General features: G+C 69.5%; 22 protein-coding genes and 1 tRNA gene. 7 read left to right on the forward strand and 16 right to left on the reverse strand.

Translation table 11 applies throughout. From position 1 onward, the window contains the following. From AB0M36_RS35995 to AB0M36_RS36025, 7 genes are all read right to left on the reverse strand, one after another. On the reverse strand, positions 1-201 hold a 201-nt coding region (locus AB0M36_RS35995), incomplete at its 3' end, for a hypothetical protein (RefSeq protein WP_364166940.1). A 359-nt stretch (positions 202-560) separates the two neighbouring features. Then, positions 561-634: transfer RNA gene (locus AB0M36_RS36000), tRNA-Ala, on the reverse strand. Between the two features lie 137 nt (positions 635-771). Beyond that, positions 772-1602, reverse strand: coding sequence for a hypothetical protein (locus AB0M36_RS36005; protein WP_364166942.1), 831 nt, complete (start codon positions 1600-1602; stop codon positions 772-774). A 129-nt stretch (positions 1603-1731) separates the two neighbouring features. After that, complete coding sequence (locus AB0M36_RS36010; RefSeq protein WP_364166944.1) at positions 1732-2373, reverse strand: GNAT family protein; 642 nt, start codon at positions 2371-2373, stop codon at positions 1732-1734. Beyond that, positions 2370-3680: a gephyrin-like molybdotransferase Glp gene (gene glp / locus AB0M36_RS36015; protein WP_364166946.1), complete on the reverse strand. Its 1311-nt coding sequence runs from the start codon at positions 3678-3680 to the stop codon at positions 2370-2372. The genes AB0M36_RS36010 and glp overlap by 4 nt, the downstream gene beginning before the upstream one ends. Continuing rightward, positions 3677-4603, reverse strand: coding sequence for a UTP--glucose-1-phosphate uridylyltransferase (locus AB0M36_RS36020; protein ID WP_364166948.1), 927 nt, complete (start codon positions 4601-4603; stop codon positions 3677-3679). Before AB0M36_RS36020 ends, glp begins: the two co-directional genes overlap by 4 nt. A gap of 50 nt (positions 4604-4653) precedes the next feature. Continuing rightward, positions 4654-6945 (reverse strand): diguanylate cyclase, encoded by a 2292-nt coding sequence (locus tag AB0M36_RS36025; protein WP_364166950.1) that lies wholly within the window; start codon positions 6943-6945, stop codon positions 4654-4656. A gap of 81 nt (positions 6946-7026) precedes the next feature. Here AB0M36_RS36025 and AB0M36_RS36030 point away from each other — a divergent pair, with 81 nt between their 5' ends. The 3 genes from AB0M36_RS36030 (at position 7027) to AB0M36_RS36040 (ending at position 8796) form a co-directional block, all read left to right on the forward strand. Continuing rightward, on the forward strand, positions 7027-7650 hold the full coding sequence (locus AB0M36_RS36030) for a 5-formyltetrahydrofolate cyclo-ligase (RefSeq protein ID WP_364166952.1): 624 nt from the start codon (positions 7027-7029) through the stop codon (positions 7648-7650). Between the two features lie 69 nt (positions 7651-7719). Then, on the forward strand, positions 7720-8067 hold the full coding sequence (locus AB0M36_RS36035) for an FmdB family zinc ribbon protein (RefSeq protein ID WP_364166954.1): 348 nt from the start codon (positions 7720-7722) through the stop codon (positions 8065-8067). Between the two features lie 495 nt (positions 8068-8562). After that, positions 8563-8796, forward strand: coding sequence for a hypothetical protein (locus AB0M36_RS36040; RefSeq protein WP_364166956.1), 234 nt, complete (start codon positions 8563-8565; stop codon positions 8794-8796). 96 nt (positions 8797-8892) lie between these two features. Here the strand turns inward: AB0M36_RS36040 and AB0M36_RS36045 are convergent, their stop codons facing one another. Beyond that, on the reverse strand, positions 8893-9078 hold the full coding sequence (locus tag AB0M36_RS36045) for a hypothetical protein (RefSeq protein ID WP_364166958.1): 186 nt from the start codon (positions 9076-9078) through the stop codon (positions 8893-8895). Positions 9079-9314: 236 nt separating this feature from the next. Between AB0M36_RS36045 and AB0M36_RS36050 the strand changes: the two genes are divergently transcribed. Then, the gene (locus tag AB0M36_RS36050; RefSeq protein ID WP_364166960.1) at positions 9315-9476 is read left to right on the forward strand and encodes a hypothetical protein; all 162 of its coding nucleotides are present in this window, start codon (positions 9315-9317) and stop codon (positions 9474-9476) included. Positions 9477-9609: 133 nt separating this feature from the next. On the opposite strand, the gene AB0M36_RS36055 is transcribed toward AB0M36_RS36050, so the two are convergent. Next, a complete protein-coding gene (locus AB0M36_RS36055) occupies positions 9610-10086 on the reverse strand; it encodes a DUF2231 domain-containing protein (protein ID WP_364166962.1) in 477 nt (158 codons plus the stop codon). 446 nt (positions 10087-10532) lie between these two features. Here AB0M36_RS36055 and AB0M36_RS36060 point away from each other — a divergent pair, with 446 nt between their 5' ends. Next, positions 10533-11453, forward strand: coding sequence for an oxygenase MpaB family protein (locus tag AB0M36_RS36060; protein WP_364166964.1), 921 nt, complete (start codon positions 10533-10535; stop codon positions 11451-11453). A 107-nt stretch (positions 11454-11560) separates the two neighbouring features. Here the strand turns inward: AB0M36_RS36060 and AB0M36_RS36065 are convergent, their stop codons facing one another. The 7 genes from AB0M36_RS36065 to AB0M36_RS36095 form a co-directional block, all read right to left on the reverse strand. Then, positions 11561-12379, reverse strand: a complete 819-nt coding sequence (locus AB0M36_RS36065) for a PD-(D/E)XK nuclease family protein (protein WP_364167064.1) — start codon at positions 12377-12379, stop codon at positions 11561-11563. Between the two features lie 109 nt (positions 12380-12488). Further along, entirely contained in the window at positions 12489-13097 is a 609-nt protein-coding gene (locus AB0M36_RS36070; RefSeq protein WP_364166965.1) for a MarC family protein, read from the reverse strand. Positions 13098-13148: 51 nt separating this feature from the next. Continuing rightward, positions 13149-14000, reverse strand: coding sequence for a PHP domain-containing protein (locus AB0M36_RS36075; RefSeq protein WP_364166967.1), 852 nt, complete (start codon positions 13998-14000; stop codon positions 13149-13151). 44 nt (positions 14001-14044) lie between these two features. Further along, complete coding sequence (locus tag AB0M36_RS36080) at positions 14045-14938, reverse strand: PH domain-containing protein (protein ID WP_364166969.1); 894 nt, start codon at positions 14936-14938, stop codon at positions 14045-14047. Positions 14939-14947: 9 nt separating this feature from the next. Further along, complete coding sequence (locus AB0M36_RS36085; RefSeq protein WP_023562582.1) at positions 14948-15106, reverse strand: hypothetical protein; 159 nt, start codon at positions 15104-15106, stop codon at positions 14948-14950. A 128-nt stretch (positions 15107-15234) separates the two neighbouring features. Beyond that, positions 15235-15909 (reverse strand): DUF6758 family protein, encoded by a 675-nt coding sequence (locus AB0M36_RS36090; RefSeq protein WP_364166972.1) that lies wholly within the window; start codon positions 15907-15909, stop codon positions 15235-15237. Positions 15910-16267: 358 nt separating this feature from the next. Further along, entirely contained in the window at positions 16268-16942 is a 675-nt protein-coding gene (locus tag AB0M36_RS36095; RefSeq protein ID WP_364166974.1) for an RNA methyltransferase, read from the reverse strand. 554 nt (positions 16943-17496) lie between these two features. Here AB0M36_RS36095 and trxA point away from each other — a divergent pair. Together trxA and AB0M36_RS36105 are read left to right on the forward strand one after the other, a co-directional pair. Continuing rightward, positions 17497-17862, forward strand: coding sequence for a thioredoxin (gene trxA / locus AB0M36_RS36100; RefSeq protein ID WP_364166976.1), 366 nt, complete (start codon positions 17497-17499; stop codon positions 17860-17862). 192 nt (positions 17863-18054) lie between these two features. Further along, the gene (locus tag AB0M36_RS36105) at positions 18055-20007 is read left to right on the forward strand and encodes an intein-containing Rv2578c family radical SAM protein (protein WP_364166978.1); all 1953 of its coding nucleotides are present in this window, start codon (positions 18055-18057) and stop codon (positions 20005-20007) included. The last annotated feature ends 51 nt before the right edge of the window (positions 20008-20058 follow it).

The raw sequence follows: 20058 nt of genomic DNA on the forward strand, positions 1-20058 counted from the left end.
GTCCACACAACCGTCCATGATCGACGGTGGCTGCCCTCGTTCCCACACCAGATCAGACCCCAGCTCAGCCAAGGTCAACATCCCCGGCTGGAGTATTAGGAAGGAAGCGACGCCGCCACAACACAGCACAAGGACGATCGCGCCTCCGATCAGCCCATTCCTGACTTCCTTGGAGCTCGCGCTATTCGCCTTCTTCATCACGGCAGCAACTGTCGGTCAACGACGCGCCTTCCGCGACCGACCGACGGGGCGGTTCGATGGTGATATCCGGTCGGGCAGGTCCGCCCAATTCGGTATCGGCGCAGGTCAACCCACCGCATCCGCTCGGCGCGGCTACATGGTGGAGGATCCGACCTCACTCGATCGTGGAGCTGGTTGCGGAAGGCAGGCGTGCCCTCTCTGCACGACAATCGCGGAGCAAGCCGATAAGCGGTGGCCACTGTCGGCCCGAACCACCTGAGCACGGAAGGCGATCCGGCTGACGTGCAGAACGCCCTACGGCGACATCATTGGTCCAAACGAAATCTGGCCAGCGTTTCCGCTGGCCAGAGATTTTGGGGTGGAGCTGTGGGGATTTGAACCCCAGACCCCCTCGATGCGAACGAGGTGCGCTACCAGACTGCGCCACAGCCCCCCGGTCCCTCAGGACCGCAGCTAGGCTAACAGGTCTTCCGCCCGCCCCGCGAATCACCCCTCCGCGTGGCGGCAACGCTCATTGCGAGGCGGGCCCGGGCATCCGTCAACCCGCGCACTCGCGGGGCCGCCCGCTCGTCACGCTGGATACGAAGCGCCGCGGCCGCCGGCCTCGTAAGCCCGGCCGCGCAGTCCCCCCGTACGCCGGTAGGACACCGACGCGCCGTTGACGGCGGCCGGGAGGTCGGACGGGTCGCGGTCCAGGCCCATGGCCGTACGGCGTACGGCCTCGCGCTGTGCCGCGAGCCGGCGCTGCGCCTCGCGGCGGGCGGCCGCGCGGCGGGCTTGCTCGCGCCGCACCTCGGCCTGCCGGGCCGCCAGCCATGCCGCCTCGCGTGCCTCGATCCGGCGGCGCCGGCGGTCGGCGATGGCGTGGTTGCGCAGGTGTATGAGGTAGAGGCCGAGGAGCGTGCCGGTGACGGCGAAGCTGATCCAGAATCCGGGGCCGACCGCGAGCACGCCGACCAGTTCGATCACGTTGAGCAGCAGCAGGGCGGCGAAGACCCGGCGGCGGCGGACCACGGCCGGGGTCTGCCGGCGTACCGGGCGGCGGCGGGCAGGGCGGCGGGACGGCACCACTCGCAGCCGCCGGGCGGGTGGGCCGGATACCGGCGCTCCCGAGACGGGGGCCGCCGAGGCCGGGGCCTCGGGCGCCGGGACACCGGAGACCGGCGTGGGATCACCCGTTAGGGTCCGCGACGTAACCAGATACTGGCGACCGGGGTTGACCGGTCGGCGTCCGGGCACGCTGCGGAGCCGACGGTGGCGCTGCAGCACCCGAGCCGTCGACGACGCCCGCTCCGCCGCCAGGCGCTCGGTGGCGTCGTACCGGCGGACGAGGGCCGGTGCGAGGGCGAGCAACCCGGCCGCGGCGAGGACAGCGAGGAGCACCGAGGTCGGCACCCTCACCCCTCCCGTCAGCCTCAGACCGTGCCGGGCGATCAGTTCCCGGTCACGAAAAAGTCGCAATCTCCCCGAGATTACGGGCGAGAGCTGCGGAAATCGCCGCGCCGCGCCGGGCCGGTGAGCCTTCGATGATCAATTTGCTGTGGTACGCAACCGGCGCCACCGCGCCAGCAGTCCGCCCTCGCCCGCGACCTCTTCGCTGGTCATCGCGTAGCCGAGGTGATCGCGCCAGGCGCCGTCGATGTGCATGTAACGCGGGTGGTAGGCCTCTTCGCGGAACCCGAGCTTCTCCACGACCCGCCGGCTGGGCACGTTCTCCGGCCGGATGTTGATCTCCACCCGGTGCAGCCCGCCCGCCCCGAACGCGTGGTCCACGGCGAGCGCCAGCGCCGTCGGGATCACCCCGCGACCGGCGACGCGGGAATCGACCCAGTAGCCCACGTACGCGGAACCGAACGCCCGCCGCACGATGCTGCCCAGGTTGATGTGGCCGACCAGGCGCTCCTCGCCGCCGGAGCGCAGGCAGACGGCGAACGGCATGCTGTCGCCGCGCCGCGCGGCTCGCTTCATATCCCGATAGACGTAGAGGTACGCCCGCGGCGAGTTCATGTCGGCCCACGGCCCGGGCGGCGCCGACTCCCACGGGCTGAGCCACGCCTCGTTGGCGACGCGGACCTCGGACCAGGCCTGCGCGTCGCCGCGGCGATAGGGACGGAGCACCACGGGACCGTCCGCCAGGACGGCAGGCCATCCGGGCGTGGACCCCAGCATCATCGCCTCCGGTCGAGCAGCAACACGTCGACGGTCGACCCGGCCGCGGCCGCGGTGACCCGCTCGCCCAGCACCAGCAGACCGTTGGCTTCGGCCAGGCCGGAGAGAGTGTACGGCCCGCCGGCGAGCGGCTGCACCGTGTAGCCGCCGCCGCGCCGTTCCGCGACATGCGCGGGGCGGAACTCCCGCAGTCCCCCGGGCGACGAGACGGTCTCGAGCAGGTGTGCCTTGACGCTGGGCCGGAAGACTGGCTCGGAACCGGCGAGCAACTGGATGACGGGTCGGGCGAGCACCTCGAAGCCGATCAGGGCGGCACCGGGCTCACCCGGCAGGCAGACGACCGGCACCTCCTCGCCGCCGACGGTGCCGAAGCCGAGCCCAGCGCCCGGGCAGAGCGCCACGTCGGTGAACTCGACCGCGCCACGGCCGTGGTCACGGCGGGAGAGGACGCGGCGGAGCATGTCGCCTGGCCCCGTACCCGTGCCTCCGGTCGTGATGATCAGATCGGCCCGCAGCGTCTGGTCCTCGAGCAACCCCCGCAGGCTTTCCGGATCGTCGTCACAGATGCCGATTCTGTACGCGAGAGCGCCGGCCTCGACCGCGGCGGCGGTGAGCGCGTGCGAATTCGCGTCCACCACCTGTCCCGGCTGGCTGGGCCGGCCGACGTCGACGAGTTCGTCGCCGGTGGCCACCACGACCACCCGGGGGCTGGGCCGCACGACCACGTGCCCGATGCCGGACGCGGCGAACACGGCGACCATCGCGGGCGTCACATAGGAGCCGGCGGACGCCAGGACCCGGCTGACGGGCAGTTCCTCGCCGGCCCGTCGTACCCCTGATCCGCGTTTCGGCGCGTGCAGGATCTCCACCGCGGCCATGCCCTGATCGGTCCAGTGCACCGGCACGACGACGTCGGCGCCGATCGGCAGCGGCGCGCCGGCCGCCACGGAGAAGCAGGTTCCCGGGGTGAGCCGGACCGGACGCCAACTGGCCGCGCCGAGGTCACCGACGACGTTGAGCCGGACCGGACGCAGCCCGCCCTCGAACTGCCCGAAGGACGGGTGCGAGCCGATCCGCCCGGCGGCGGCAAGGTCCTCCCAGCGGGCCGCGTACCCGTCGATCGCCGCCTGGTCGAAGGCGGGATACGGGTGCGGGGCCAGCACGTCGTTGGCGAGGACGTTGCCGTGCGCCTGGGTGAGGTCGAGGTCGAGCGGAGGCAGCGCACGCAACCTGCGCAGCACGCTGCCCAGGTAGTCGGCGAGAGGCATCAGCTCGTTGGCGGCCGCCTCGGCATCGGCCGTGGCTGTCATCCCTGGGCACCGCCGATGTGCGTGGCCACGAACTCGCTCAGCCACTGACGGAACTCCGGACCCACGTCGGAGCGCTGGGCCGCGAGCTGGACCACGGCCTGGAGGTAACCCAGCGGCATCCCGGTGTCGTAGCGGTGCCCGCGGTAGATGATGCCGTGCACCGGCGTGCCGTCGGCGAGCAGCTGAGCCATCGCGTCGGTCAGCTGAATCTCGCCCCCGCTCCCGGGCTTGGTCTGGTGGATCGCCTCGAAGATGGTGGCGGGCAGGACGTAGCGCCCCACCACGGCCAGGTTGCTCGGCGCCTCCGCGGGTGACGGCTTCTCGACCAGGCCGGTGACCTTCACGACATTCTCGCCGCGCCCCGGGTCCGGCTCGACGGAAGCGATGCCGTAGCGGCTGGTCTCCTCGGGCGAGACCTCGATGAAGGCGAGGACGATGCCGCCGGTCTCGGCCTGCAGGTCCAGCATCTCCGGCAGCAACGGCTGATCCTCCGCGACGAACTCGTCACCGAGCAGCACAGCGAAGGCCTCGCCGCCGACATGCGACGCGGCCACGCCAACGGCGTGACCCAGGCCGAGCGGCTCACCCTGGCGGCACGTGTAGATGTCCGCGAGCTCGCTGGTGCGGCGAACGGCGGCAAGCCGCTCCATGTCGCCCTTCTCCTCCAGCCGCGCCTCCACGTCGGGCCGCCGATCGAAGTGGTCGACCATGGAGGTCTTGCCCCGCCCGGTCACGAGCAGCACATCGGTGATGCCCGCGGCCGCCGCCTCCTCCACGATGTACTGAAGAACCGGGCGGTCCACGACCGGCAAAAGCTCCTTGGGTACGGCCTTGGTAGCCGGAAGGAATCGGGTAGCGAGCCCCGCCGCCGGAATGACGGCCTTGACGGCTCGACGGCCGGTCGCATGCGCCTGCGTGGTCATGTGAGGGTCACCGCACCTTTGCTGAGTTCGTGCCCGGACATTCCGCGAGACTATCGGCCACGGCCCTGTCGCGGCGGTTGTGGCCCGCCGGACGCGCCCTGCACGGATTCCGGATGATCGAATTGCCCCTCGTCGACTCCGCCTGAAACTGACGCCTGCGTCACACCGGCCAGGCGGTAGGTGTCCCGCCCGGCATGCTTGGCCGCGTACAACGCGTCGTCGGCGGCCGCGAGCACCCGGTCGGCCGTATTGCCGTGCTCCGGGAAAACGGCGATCCCGATGGAGACGCTGATCGGCACTCGCTCGACGGCGGAACCGGCATCCGCGCCGGACCCACGGCCGTCGACCGAAACCGGGTCGTCGCGGACCGCGGCTCCGAGCCGCTCGGCGACGATGACCCCGCCATAAGCGTCCGTCTCGGGCAGCAACACCACGAACTCCTCACCACCCTGCCGGAACGCCACGTCGACCTCCCGAAGCGCCAGCCTGACCCGCCGGGCGAACTCGCCCAGCACGGCGTCCCCGGCGGCATGCCCGTGTGTGTCATTCACCTCTTTGAAATGGTCGAGATCCAACACCAGCACGGTGAGCATCCGCCCGAACCGGCTGGCCCGCTCGACCTCCCGCCGCAACGACTCCCGCAGGTAACGGTAGTTCCACAACCCGGTGAGCGGGTCGGTGAGGGAAAGCCGCTGTGCCTCCTCGTGCATCCGCACGTTGTGCACGGCGACCCCCGCCTGCCCGGCGAAAGTCCGCAGCATGAGCAGGTCCGCGTCGTCGAACTCATCGGTCCCGAGCCGGTCGTACAACGCAAGCACCCCGAGGGTGCCGGGATGCAGCTCCCACTCCCCCGACATCAGCGGATCACCAACGGTGGCCGGTGCGCAGATCGGCACGGCGACGTACGTCCGGCAGGCCGGCTCGTCGATCAGCCCGCCCCCGAGGCCGCAGAACCCTCGCCGAGGCTCTCCACTCGCGGCGACAGCGCCGAGAATGCCGCGTCCGCGCGGCACCCGCAGCGACGCCAGATCGTCGTCGGGCACGTCCCACCGGCCGGTGAGCCCCTCCGCGCACCGGGCGACCAGATCACCGCCAGCGGGATCGGTGAGCAGCACGATCCCGGCACGTGCGCCGCTCGCGGACAGCGCGGTCTGGAGGATGACCTGAAGGATGCGGTCCAGGTCGTGGGTGCTGGAAAGGGTGTCGCCCAGGATGGCCAGATGCCCGCGAAGCTGGTCGCGGCTGGCGGTGAGAGCCTGCACGTACGCCTGCAGCTCCCGCGTCATGCGGTTGAAGGTGCCGCCGAGCCGCCCGATCTCGTCATCCCGCCGGACCGGCACCCGCACCCCCAGCTCGCCGTCGGCAACCTTGCCGGCGGCCCAGGCGAGCTCCTCGAGAGGGCGGGTGGTGGACCGGGCGAGCCACCGCGCGACCACGATCGCGATCCCGGCGACGATCGCCACGGCGACGGCGAGCAGCCAGTAGAGCGGAATGGGCGCCCGGTCGGGCACGGAGACGACGAGCGGAAGGGGCTGACCGGGACCATCCGCGATCGCCCTCCTGGCAGGCCCCCGAGCGCCACGGTTCAGGGCGACGGCGGCGCCGCTGGTGTGGGCCAGGCGCTGAATGAAGTCCTCGTCTGCGTGCGCCACAGCGACCACGACGACGTCGTCTTGTACGGCGCTCGCAGTGATGGCTGTGATGCTTGCGGTAGGTGCGACGGCTGCGATGCTTGCGGTAGGTGCGACGGCTGTGATGCTTGCGGTAGGTGCGACGGCTGCGATGCTTGCGGTAGGTGCGACGGCTGCGATGCTTGCGGTAGGTGCGACGGCTGTGATGCTTGCGGTAGGTGCGGATTTGGCTGGCGGGCCCGCGCAATCGCGCTCTTCGGCGAGGCTTTCACCGCCTTCGAGTCGCCCCACTGCCCTGCCCTCCCACGTTTTGCCCGCTGTTGTCGCGCTCTGCCCTGCCCCGCCGCCCTGCCCTGCCCCGCTCTGATCTGGCCCGGGTTTGCTCTCCCCCGCGGTGGGCTGGCCGCTGTCGACGCTCGGGGTGTAGACCACAATCCGGACCTCGGCGGCCAGCCCGCGAGTCACCATCTGGTCCGCAGCCGACCTCCTGTCATCCGCGGGCAGCACGGCGACGGCGTCGGCTACAGCCTGAAGCTGCCCGCACAGGGCGCCCATCGCACTCCGTACCGTTGTTGCGGCATGATCGAGTCGCTCGACCGTCCGGTCCCGGCTCACCGTGGCCACGGTCATGCCCACGAAGAAGGTTCCGAGCAGGACCGGACCGAGCACGACCGCCAGGAAGGCTGTAGTGAGTCGGCCACGCAGAGTCACACGACCTCCTGGAAGTGGCCTTCTTTGGAGCGATGCTGACATAGTGCGCACCGTTTGCCGGCTTTACAAAGGGGGTGTTGCATGTCCGATTTCACCCGTCATGCGGAAAGCTGTCGTCTCGCAAAGATCGCTCTCCGAGGTCAACTCTTAGCATTGCGTAGATCAAAAACGCGTGACGCTCTCTCTGACGCGGCCGCGCGAGTCCAGAAGGCCCTCCTAGACCACGTACGCCGGCAATCACCCACAGTCATCGCCGCCTATGTCCCGATCGGCGCCGAGCCCGGCGGCCGGGACCTCCCGGAAGCACTCCGCCGCGCGGCACCGACTGCCTCGGTGCTCCTACCGGTCCTGCTGCCGGACGGCGACCTGGACTGGACGCCGTACGAGGATTCGTCCTCACTCCGCCCTGGGCCTCGCGGCCTCCTGGAGCCGACGGGACCTCGCCTAGGCACCTCGGCCGTATCCAACGCGGAACTCGTCGTCGTGCCGGCGCTCGCGATCGACCGCCGCGGCGTCCGCATGGGCCGGGGCGGCGGCTCCTACGACCGCGCCCTCGCCCGCGTCCCCGACACGGCGTTCACCGTCGCCCTGCTTCACGACGGAGAGCTGCTCGCCGAGGTTCCGACCGAGCCACACGACCGCCGCGTCCGCGCCGCGATCACACCTGCCGAGGGGCTCAGCGAGAGCCTGGACTGGACGAAATAAACTCCGATGACGGAGCATTGGCACTCGTAGTCGGCGAGTGCCAGCCATCGAGATCGACGCGGAGGACCAGTGCCCACGTACCAGTACGCATGCACCGAGTGCGGGGAGCAGCTCGAGAGGGTGCAGTCGTTTTCCGACGCGGCACTGACCGAGTGCCCCACCTGCAGCGGCAAGCTCCGCAAGGTCTTCAACTCCGTCGGCATCGTCTTCAAGGGCTCCGGCTTCTACCGCAACGACTCGCGCTCGGGTAACGGCGGCACGGACAAGCCCGCCACGACGCCGTCCTCGACCTCGTCCGACAAGAAGTCCGAGTCGTCCTCGACGTCATCCACCTCGTCGACACCAGCGTCCTCCTCTCCATCTCCCGCTCCTGCTCCTGCCGCGACGTCGCCGTCCACCGCTTCGACGTCCTCCTGAGCTCGGCGTCGCCGTCCCGAAGCGCAGAAGGACCCCCGCCTGAGCTCAACGCCTCTTGAGCCAGACACGACGTCACACTGCGCCCGGCACCATTGGCCGAGCTCAGCACCGCACCCAGCTCAGCGCTCTCGGTCGAGCTCAGCACCGCACCCAGCTCAGCGCTCTCGGCCGAGCTCAGCACCGCACCCAGCTCAGCGCTCTCGGCCGAGCTCAGCACCGAGGCCGAGTTCAGCACCGGAATCGAGCCCGGCGCCCTGATCGAGCTCGCACCGCAGCCGAACTCAGCACCGAGGCCGAACTCAGCACCGGAACCGAGCCCAAGCGCCCTGACCGAGCTGAGCACCCTGATCGAGCTCGGCTTGGTCGAGCGACCGGCATCCCGGCGTGGCCCGTCCTTTCTACCGGGCGGGCCCCCGGGTCCTCGGAGTTATCCACAACGCGGGTTTGTCCACAGGCCTCAGCCCTCGGTGCTCGGAAAATCGCTAGCTTGACGGCATGTGGCTGACATCGAACAAAACCCGCTCCGACCTCACACCGCTACGCCAGAGCCGGCGGGCAAGCATGGTCCTGCTACGCCTCACCATGCTGGCGGCGCTGTTGGTTGCCGCCGCGGCCCTGGCATGGTCCGGGCCGGCGACCTGCGGCCGTCCGCTGGACGTGCTTTCCAAGCACGCCCGCCCACCGGACGCCTCACACCAGGCACTCACATCACGAGGCTCGAGTCCCTGACTCCGGCCTCTGGCTTGCCGATGTCCCCGATGGCGCTCGGCGTCAGGCGTCAGGCGTCAGGCGTCAGGCGTCAGGCGTCTAAAGGATCTTCGCTGGTCAGCCCCAGTGCGGTGGCCGGTCCTCCAGGAGGCGGTCGTCGTTGGAGTCGGCGGCGCTGCTGTAACCCCAGCCATGTTCCGTGTCGTCGCGGGTCTGCTCCGGAATCAGCGGCGTCTCCTCGGACTCGAAGTCCACGGTGCGCTCGGCGTCGGCGTCGCGGTCGGGTTCGTCAAGGATGTCCACGGTATGAGGGTAAGCCGCGTCGCGTGCGCTGTCGGCACCCGATGGATGTAGCGTCGATGAACGTGAGCGCCCCGACCGAATCCGACGACGATGCTTTCTGGCAGCGCCCTGATGATGCGGCGTCGGGGGATCCGTTCGGCGTCGAACGTCCTGCGCCGGCTCCAGAGCCTCGGCCGCCGGCCTATGAGGGGCCGCCTCGGCCGGCTCCCGCTTCTCCGCTCTGGCGCCCTCCGGTCGTGTCCGAGTCACCGCCACCACGAAGCATGCCGGCGCAGGACTACGAGGCTTTGGACGAGTCCGAGGGTGCGGCGCGAACCGTGACCTACGGCGTGGGCTTGGTGGCGGGGGCGATAGCCCTGATCGTGCTGTGCCTGCTCTGCGCCCGAAGCATCTTCTGACGTTCGGACGCCGTCGAGCTCGCGTTCGTATGCGGATCGCGTTACCCGGGCGGCGAGCTCTCGGCCGCCACCCCACATGGCGGCCGAGACGGTGCCAGACCGACGTCGACGGCTTCCCGACCCGACCAAAAAGTCAGGAGGTGCCCCAGACCGCCTGTGCGCCTGTGTCGCCGGTCATGAAGACGTAATAGCTGGAAACCGCCGCGAGCGCCACTAGGACCACTGCCAGCAATATGTCGGCGACACGGGGTAGGCGAAGCGTGGACGACCTGAGGGTGAGGATCACCATGGCGAGGGTCACGACGGCCAAGGCGAGCGAATAGTAGAACGTCATCGTGCCGAAGCCGGCGTGCTCTTCGATCTTGGCGAGCGGCGGACCGGTCATCCCGTTCGCGACGAGGCGGTCGTGCAGCTCAGCGCCCGACTGCTTCGCCACCCACGCCGTTGCCGGGGCGGCGATGGCCAGCAGGATCGCCGCCCAGCCGACCTTGGCCCGCCACCGAGGCACGAGCGCGTAAACCACTGCCGCCAGGGCCAGGAGCGGCACGAACACGACCGCCGCGTGGATCACGAGGGCATGGACGGGCAGGCCGTTTATCTGGTCGAACACGGTCAGCCTCCTTGAATGTTAAACAATCATGGGCGCAAGCCTAGGGCCAACTCGAGCCAGAAACATCCCTGCTCCCGCTTACACTCGCCAGATCCATCTGGTTCATCGACACGGCCACGCGCTCGGCGCCAACGTCAAAAGTCGAAGTCGACCCAGTCGCACCGCGAACGCCTCGGATTGACGGTGCGCCATACGGCAGGGTGGACCCGGACGGCTGGGTGGACCCCGGACGGCTGGGTCGACCCCGGACGGCTGGGTGGACCCCGGACGGCTGGGTCGACCCCGGACGGCTGGGTCGACCCCGGACGGCTAAGCGACCCCCGCCGGCTGACCGGCCCCCGACCGCCACTACCCGACGCTGCCGGAAGACGTCCGACCGGATCCTGCCCGGCACGCACCGACTCTGAACCTGTTCAACTTCACCCTCTTCATGGCACGCTGGAGGCATGACGACGGAAGACAGCCTCGTGCAGGCTGCCACCGGCACCCTTCGGCCCCCAGGGCGAGGCGGGCATTCTGCCGACCTCGGGCTATTCGGGCCCGGCTCGGTCACCTGGAAGCTGCACCGGGAACCGATCGTCATTCTCGGCGGCCTTCGCTCCCTCTACCTGCAGGCCCTGCATCCGCGGGCCGTCGCGGCGATCGCCCAGAATTCCGGCTATCGCGCGGACCCGTGGGGACGTTTCGAGCGCACCTCGGCGTACGTGGAAACCGTCCTTTACGGCAGCACCGCCGAGGTTGAGCGGGTGGCGAGCCGGCTTCGGCGGTTGCACGCCAGGATGACCGCGACCGATCCGCGTACGGGCGAGACGTTCCGCATCGATGAGCCCGACCTGCTTCGCTGGGTGCACGTCACCGAGGTGGAGTCGTTCCTGACCACAGCCCGGCGTGCGGGGCTCGACCTCACCGACGACGAGGTCGACCGTTACTACACCGAGCAGGTCCGCGCCGCCGAGCTGGTCGGGCTTGATCCGGCTACGGTGCCCGCGACGGCGGGTGAGGTCGCGGACTACTACGAGACGATGAGGCCTGAGTTGGGTCTGACCCGGGACAGCGCGGAGACCGCGTTGTTCCTCACCGTGCCGCCGGTGCCGACGTCCTGGGGCAGCGTTCCGCTGCGCCTCGGGCTCACTCTCGGGCCGACGCGCTGGGCTTACTTCGGGATTGCGGCGACGGCGGTCGCCCTGCTTCCGCCCTGGGCCCGCAAGATGTTCGGCGGTCTCGGCTGGCCGACGACCGACATGTCGGCGGATCTGTCCGTCCGGGGGCTCCGGCTGCTGATCAAGGCCGGTCTCGCCACCCTTCCCGAGCGATATCGCGTGGCACCCATGCGCCGCGAAGCCCTCGAACGAGCCGGCCTGACCTGAAGACACCGGCAACGAGGTGCCTGACCTGAAGACACCGGCAACGAGGTGCACTGAGCCGCCCGGCAGACGGTGGAAAACGGCCCCAAAGGGCCGCCCCAGCTCGCCGCCTACCCAACCCGTTCCAGATGCTCGACGGCCGCCCACGGCTCCTTGCCCTGCACGTCCACACCGGCCGGGCACGTGCGCCGAAAATCGCACCATCCACACAACGTTCCTGGATTCGTCGGGAACTCCGCGTCCGGGTCCGCCCCGGCGGCGACCGCCTTCTCCGCCGCCATGATGTCGTGGGCCGTGTCCTCCGCCCGGGTGATCTGGCGGGCCAGGGATTCCTCGGTGTGCTCGTGGGCCGCCACCGTGCCGCTGGGCAGGTGGTGGAGCTCGACGCGGCGGCACGGGCGGCGGAACACGCGCTGGGCCGCGTACGCATAAAGGGCCAGGGCCTGGGATCCGCGGGCGTCGTCGGCGTCGAGGCCGGAGCGGCCGGTCTTGTAGTCGACGATCACGGCCTCGCCGGCGCGACTGTCGATGCGGTCGGCGCGGCCGTTGAACGCGAGCACGCCGGTCTTCGTCGCCACCACGCGCTCCACGCCCAGCGGTTCCTCCTCCGGGTCGAGGCCGGCGACGTAGGTGTCGAGCCACTCGAGCGACTTGCGATAGGCGACCCGTTCCTGGTCGACATCGCGATAGCCCTCGCGGACCCAGGTGGCCTTGAGCAGGGTCGGCAGGGCGGCGGTGTCGCGTCGCGCGGTCGGCAAGGCGTACCAATTCTTGAGGGCCGTGTGCACGCTCGCGCCGAGCGAGTTGTGGGCCCAGGGTGGGCCCTTCTGCGGGCTGGGCCGGTCGACGTAGGTGTAGCGGTAGCGCCGTGGGCAGTCGGCGTAGGTGCCGAGCTTGCTGGGCGTGCAGACGAAGAGGCGCTCGGGCATGCCGGCGAACCCCAACTGCTCGGGCACGGCGGCTGATCGCTGCGAGATCCTGGGCACCGCTCAATCCTGCCAGGAACGTCTGACAAAACCGCCGCCCGGGCGGGGGACCTCAGGCGTACAGCTTGACGAAGGCCGCCACGGCGTCCGCGACGAGTTGCACCGCGATGGCGGCCAGCAGCAGGCCGGCGATCCGGGTCAGCACCTCGATGCCCGCCGGCCGCAGCAGCTTGACGATCCCGCCGGAGAATCTGAGCACCAGCCACACCGACAACATGACCGCGAGGATCGCGAGGCCGATCATCGTGTAGTCCGCGGCACCGTCCGCTCGCTTCACGAACAGCATCGTCGCCACGATCGCGCCGGGGCCGGCGAGCAGCGGGGTGCCGATCGGCACCAGCGCCACATTGGCCGTTCCGCCCTGGTCAGAGGACTCGTCGACCTTGCCCGTGAGCAGTTGCAACGCTACGAGCAGGAGCAGCAGGCCGCCCGCGCCCTGCAGTGCGGGAAGCTGGACGTGCAGATAGTCGAGCAGCGTCTGCCCCGCAACCGCGAAGACGACGATGACGCCGAGCGCGAGCAGCACCGCCTGGGTGCCCGCGCGGGTGCGCTCCTTGGTCGGCAGCGTGCCGGTCAGGGCCAGGAAGACGGGCACCATGCCCGGAGGGTCGACGATCACCAGGAGGGTCACGAAGGCCTCGCCGAACAACTTCAGATCCACGCGATCAACCTAGGCGGCGCGGCGCGAGGCCGCCCCGAACTGCGAGAACCGTCACCCCAGGATGGGGACTCCGGTCGCGGCGGCCACGATTTTTTCGTACGCGGCAAGCTCCGTCGTGAACGCCCCGAGCCGCACGGTCTTGTGCGTACCGTGAAAGTCTGACGATCCTGTGACGACGAGGCCGAGCTCGCCGGCGAGCGCCCGCACGTGCTCGCGTTGCTCCGGCGTGTGGTCCTCGTGGTCGGCTTCGAGTCCGAAGAGGCCCGCCTCGGCCAGGTCCACGATCAGTCTGTCCGGCACGATCCGGCCCCGGACCGTGGCGTTCGGGTGGGCGAAGACGGTCACGCCGCCCGCGGCCCGCACCGCCCGCACGGCTTCGAAAACATCAAGATCGGCTTTGGGTACGAAGTAACGCGAGCCCAACCAGCGGGAGGCGAACGCCTCGCTGGTCGTCCGGACCAGACCGGCACGGATCAGCGCCTGGGCAATGTGTGGCCGCCCCACCGAGCCGCCGGCCGCGTAGCCGCTGACCTCGGGCCAGCTGATGTCCACGCCGTCGGCACGCAGCAGGTTGACGATCTTCTCGGCCCGCTGCTCGCGGTCGGTGCGCAACCGCGCGAGGTCGGCGGCGAGCCGCGGCTCCGCCGGATCGAACAGGTACGCGAGGAGGTGCAGCGGGATCGCCGGATCCACTCCGTACCAGCGGCAGGAGAGCTCGGCGCCGCGTACCAAAGTCAGGCCCGCGGGCCGCGCCGTCGCGGCCTGCGCCCACCCGCCCGTGGTGTCGTGATCAGTGATGGCCATCACGTCGAGGCCGGCTTCGAGCCCGGCACGAACCAGTTCGGCCGGGGTCAGTGTGCCGTCACTGGCGGTCGAATGGCAGTGCAGGTCGATTCTGGTCACGCGACAGACGCTAGCGGGTGGGGCCTGCGGATTCGGTACGGACGTCAGGCGTCGTCGCCCGCGTCACCATCCTTGCCCAGCCGGGCCTCGACCGCCTGCGGCTCGTACATCTCCTCCACCACCCGCAGGTAGAGCTCATTGGGGTTGGGCAGGTGCTTGACCTCGCGCAGCGCCTGATCCTGGCCCGCCGACTCGAGCACGAACGTGCCGTAGCTGAGCATGCGGCCGAGCGCGGATTGTTCATATTTCATGTCGGTGACCCGGAGCAGCGGCATCATCGCGACCCGACGGGTGATGATGCCGTTGACCACCATCACCCGCTTGTTGGTGAGGATGAAGCGGTCGAAATACCAGTCGCCGACCTTCCACGCGACCCAGCCCATCACGCCCAGCCAGATCAACACCGCCGCCGTGACCAGGCCGTCGATCTCCTGACGGGTGAGGAATCCGGCGAGGTAGCCGAGCAGGAGCGTGGCACCGATGCCGATCAGCAGCGGGGTGGACAGGTGGATCCAGTGCCGCTTCCACTCGCCGCGGTAGCGCTCGGTCGGGAAGAGATAGCGGGAGACCAGTGTGGTCGGTTCGTCCTCGAGGGGCAGCACGCGCCGGGGTCCACCCGGGACGCCCGCGCCGTCGCCTCCGAGGCCCTCCAGCTCCTCCTGGGTGAAGACAGGAGCCTCGTACTCGCCGGGATCGCGGTAGCGCTCCTGCTCCCGGGTCTCGTACTCGTCACCGAAGGCCGCGCTCGGCGAGTAGCCGGCGTCCGCCGAGTAGCCAGCGCTGGGCGAGAAGCCCGGACCGTCCGCTGAGGCCCTGCCCCGGGCATACTCCGGACCGTCGTCGGAGAAGGCGGGATCGTTGTAGCCGAAATTCTCGTCGTCGTCCTGAGGGCGGCGCGCACCCTCACCATCAGGTTGCCGCGGCTCACCAGGACCCATGCGCCGATGTTAAGCGACGAGGTTGGTGAAGAACGTTCCGAAACCGCGGGCGATGTCTCCGATGGTGGAACCGAGCGACTCGAAGACGGCGGCGGCCGAGTTCGGGTTGAACGCAATGAAGAAGATCAAGAATGCGATGCCAAGCCAGGTGAGAACCTTCTTGATCATGGCGGGCCTGCTCCTCCGTTGCGGGTACGGTCGACGCCGCGGCAACACTCACGGTATCAGTTTCGCTGCTCAGTGTGAACAATGTGGCCGAAAAGCCGATACCGTTCCCGCAGGTCAACCGGAAAACGTCAGACCCGGCCGTGCAGGTACGGCGACGGCGCTCCGTACACGAGCTCGGGTGGAATCCCGTCCGAGAGATCGTGGAGCACGACATGCTCGGCGAGGAAGTAGCCCGCGCTTGCCGGCCACGCTACCGCATAGAGCCACATTCCTTTGGCCTCACTCACATAGGCGCTCCGGTCCTCCGGGGACTTGACACACCACAGTGGAGTCGGATGCCCACCAGCCTTGATCTTGGCATGCGGGCCGGGCCGCCCACCTCCGTCACCGAGCGCCTCGGCGATCAGATAGCCCGGATCGATCCCGGGAATGCCGGCGAAGCGCGTGCCGAGCCCCACCCCGGGCTGCTCGGCGATGAGCACGAGGTCGGCCGGGCCGCCGCCGAGCGGGTCCGGGCCACTGCAGGAGAGGGCGGTCGCACTGACGCCGGACCGGTCGTCACCCGCCCAGCCGACGCCGGTCACCATCCAGCCCGTCGGCAGCGGCCAGGGACACCACAGAGGCATACGCTCGACGGAACGGACCGGCTGACGCACGGCACTCTCGAGGATCTCCGGCCCGATATGGTCGGCCACGTGGAACGGGTGGACGTCGCCACAGTTGTCGCAGCGCCATTCACTGTGCATCAGGTCCGGCGGCCGGACCTGAGCAGCACAACGGGGGCAACTCACCGTGACACCCACCCTCTAAAGGTGCGGGTCGGGGCGGCCCCCGTCAAGCGGATCGGCAGAACCCGAACGGATGGGCAGGCCCGGCCGGCGCCGCCCGGGAAAGGCTGCCGCCCTGGCCATGACGGCTCGCCCACCCTGGCCGAGACGGTTCCCCCCGCCGGAAGGGGCAGCCGCGCGACTTGATCAACGTGGTGCGGGTTGGTCAGTCCGGCGAAGTTCCGCCTGGGTCAGCTTGGGGTCCGTCTGGATCGGCTTGGCGAAGGTCCGTCTGGATCAGGTTGGGGCCCGCCCGGATCGGCTGGGCGAAGGTCCGCCCGGATCGGCTGGGCGAAGGTCCGCCCGGATCAGGTTGGCGAGGAGCCCGCACGGGTCAGCTTGGCGGGGGTTCCGCGTGCGCCCGTACCCATGAATGCATCGCGATGCCGCTCGCTACGCCGGCATTGATCGAGCGCGTGGACCCGTACTGTGCGATTGAAAAGAGGGCGCCGCACGCAGCGCGGGCGGCGTCGGAAAGCCCGGGGCCCTCCTGGCCGAAGAGAAGAATGCATTCTTTCGGAAGGGTGACCGTCTCCATCGGGCGGGATCCCGGCAGATTGTCGATCCCGATGATCGGCAGTCCCGCGTCGGCCGCCCAGTGCGCGAAGCTTTCGATCGTCGGATGGTGGCGGACGTGCTGGTACCGGTCGGTGACCATCGCCCCCCGCCGGTTCCATCGCCGCTGGCCGACGATGTGCACCTCGGCCGCGAGGAAGGCGTTGGCGTTGCGGACCACCGTTCCGATGTTGAAGTCGTGCTGCCAGTTCTCGATCGCGACGTGGAACCCGTGCCGGCGGCGGTCGAGGTCGGCGACGACCGCCTCGCGGCGCCAGTAGCGGTACCGGTCGACGACGTTGCGCCGGTCGCCCTGCTCGAGGAGCTCGGGGTCGTAGCGTTCGTCGTCGGGCCACGGGCCCGGCCAGGGCCCGACGCCGACCTCGAGGGGAGGCTCACCCCCGGCCTGTGGCACAGGAACGCCGCTTTCCGTGATCACCTCGTCGGCCGCCATGGTGGAGGACGGTAGCGGCGCGGGTCGGGGCTTTGTCGGTCGACCCGGCGCGTTGATCAGCCGCGACTTCAGGCATGCTGGTCGGCCCTGGGGGAAGATCTGGTCGCCGGGATCACATGCGGGGCCGGCAATGTCACGGCTCGCTTGATCCAACTGGCAGGAGACGCAATGAGCGGCGGGGCCCTCCCCGGCACCCGCCGCCCACGCTCTGTTGAGAAAGAGTTTGCCTTACCGTCCGTGCACATGTGAAGAGTTTTCAGAGTGACTCAGGTCACAGTAAACTTTGTTACCTGTTCTTGGGCGTAGTGATCTGTTTGTTATGCCACTGAGGTAACAGGGCCGACGTCTCTTGATTCGCACACAGTGGACCTGCGCCAATTCGCAACATATGAAAACGCTGTCCCTACTTTCGGTTACGATCGGCGTAGCGCGTCCGCCGACGGGCCCGAAAATCGTGCCTCAGACCACGTGCATCCCGGCCCTCGTGCGGGAATTGCCGAGGTGGACGATCGGTTGAATGGCCACGTAGCCCCAATCCCGTGGACGGAGAGATCATGGCGACCGTTGCATTGACCGCGGAGAACTTCGACGAGGTGACCGGCAAGGAAGGCATCGTGCTGGTCGACTTCTGGGCAAGCTGGTGCGGGCCGTGTGTGCGCTTCGCCCCGACGTACGAGCGCTCCTCGGAGAAGCACCCGGACATCACTTTCGGCAAGGTCGACACCGAGGCGCAGCAGGAGCTCGCCGCGAAGTTCGACATTCGCTCGATTCCTACGATCATGGCCGTACGCGATGGCGTGATGGTCTTCTCGCAGCCGGGCGCGCTTCCCGAGTCGGCACTCGAGTCCCTGATCGAGCAGGTCGAGAAGCTCGACATGGAGGACGTCCGCAAGCAACTCGCCACGACGGCCACCGAGTAGCGAGTCGCCTTCGCTCGCGGCGCGACCTGCGCCGGGCTCCTGAGCGAAGCGTGCCCCGCCGCACCATTGAGCAGCGCCGAAGCGCCGCGGATCAGTTGATTCGCGGCGCTTTCCGCGTTCCGGTCGTACCTCTGTCCACAGGCGGGTGAGCCGGCTAGACAGTCGAGTCGTACATGTGTTCGAATCTTCGGCATGCGATGGTCCCACCTGTCGGCACCGACCGGCGACGCTTCGCTCCTGGACGCAGCGCCAGCGGCCTCACCCCTGCCGCTGGCGCTGCCCGGAGCGACCGTCCGCACCTTCGACACCCCCGGCTTCGCCGGCATGACGTTCTATGAGATCCGGGCAAAGTCGATCATCAACCGGGTGACGGGAGCCTCCCGCGTACCGTTCCAGTGGACCGTCAATCCCTATCGCGGCTGTTCACACGCCTGCTCCTACTGCCTGAGCGGCGACACGCCGATCCTGATGGCCGACGGATCGACGCGGCCATTGTCGCAACTCCGGGTGGGCGACGCGGTGCTCGGCACGATGGGTGCCGGGCCGCATCGACGGTACGTGTCGACGACCGTCCTCGCCCAGTGGCCGACGTCGAAGCCCGCGTTCCGGGTCACGCTCGCGGACGGCACCCGTCTCGTGGCCAGCGGCGACCATCAGTTCCTCACCGACCGGGGATGGCGGCACGTCAGCCCGGCAGAGCCGCATCAGCCCGCCCTGGCCGTCGGCGACCGCATGTCCGGCGTGGGCCACTTCGCCGACCCGCCCAAGGAGTCACCCGGATACAAGGCCGGCTACCTCTGCGGGCTGGTCCGCGGCGACGCGAGCGCCGCCGACGGTCCGCGCGAGGGCGACGCGTGGATCCGCGGCGATGCCTATCTCGACGACATTCCCCTGCACGAGGCGCTGCGCTGGCCGGAAGCGGCCTCCAGCGACTGGCATCGGGGCTTTCTCGCCGGCGCGTTCGGTGCCACCGGTTCGGCGGACCGCCTGGCCATCGTCTTCACCAGCCGCGACCATGGCTTCCTCGACCGGGTGACCGACGCGCTCACCCATCTCGGCCTGCCCAGCCGGCGCCCACCCCACCCGCAGCTCGGTGGCGTCCACTCGGTCGAGGTGGCCCGCGATCTCTGGGCTGCTCTGCGGTTCCGGCACGTCACGGGGGTCTGCGAGGCGCCGCTGGACGCGTCCGGGGTCGGCGTGCGAAGCGATGCCCAGCTGACGGTGGCCGACATCGAGGAGCTCGGGCTGACGCTGCCGCTCTACGACATCACCACCGGCACCGGAGACTTCATCGCCGACGGCGTGGTGAGCCACAACTGCTTCGCCCGAAACACGCACACCTACCTCGACCTGGACGCCGGCCACGACTTCGACTCCAAGGTGGTCGTCAAGGTGAACGCCGGAGAACTGGTGCGCCGCGAGCTGGCCGCCCCACGCTGGACCGGCGAGCCCATCGCCATGGGGACCAACGTGGACGTCTACCAGCGGGCGGAGGGCCGCTATCGCCTGATGCCGCAGATTCTGGCGGCGCTGCGCGACTTCGCCAACCCGTTCTCCATCCTGACGAAGGGCACCCTGATCCTGCGCGACCTTGACCTGCTCCGACAGGCGGCCGAGGTCACCACAGTGGGTCTAGCGTTCTCCGTCGGCTTCCTCAACGAGGCCATGTGGCGGGCCGTCGAGCCCGGCACGCCCAGCCCGCGACGCCGGCTCGACGCGGTGCGCCGCCTGACCGACGCCGGATTCTCGGTGAGTGTCCTGATGGCACCGATCCTTCCCGGCCTCACCGACACCGACGAGTCCGTGGAGGAGACAGTCCAGGCAATCGCGGCGGCGGGCGCGACCAGCGTGACTCCGCTCCCACTCCACCTGCGGCCAGGCGCCCGCGAGTGGTACGCCGCCTGGCTGACCCGCGAACACCCCGACCTGGCACCCCGCTACCGAGAGCTCTTCCGCGGCGGCTCCTACCTGCCACAGTCAACGCAGAACGAGATCGCCGCCCGCGTGCGGCTCGCGGCCCGTCGCTATGGCCTGCACCGCGCGAGCCCACAGGAAGCACGGCAGGTCACGGTCGCGGACGAGACCGACACCACCCTGGACGCGGCGACGAGCAAGGAGGAGCCTCGCCAGCTCACGTTGCTGTGAAGCTCCGGTGGCACGCCGCGTTCCCCTCGAGATTTCCGTGGTCAACGGTCC

This window comes from Actinoplanes sp. NPDC051346, assembly GCF_040682215.1.
Taxonomy (GTDB): Bacteria; Actinomycetota; Actinomycetes; order Mycobacteriales; family Micromonosporaceae; genus Actinoplanes.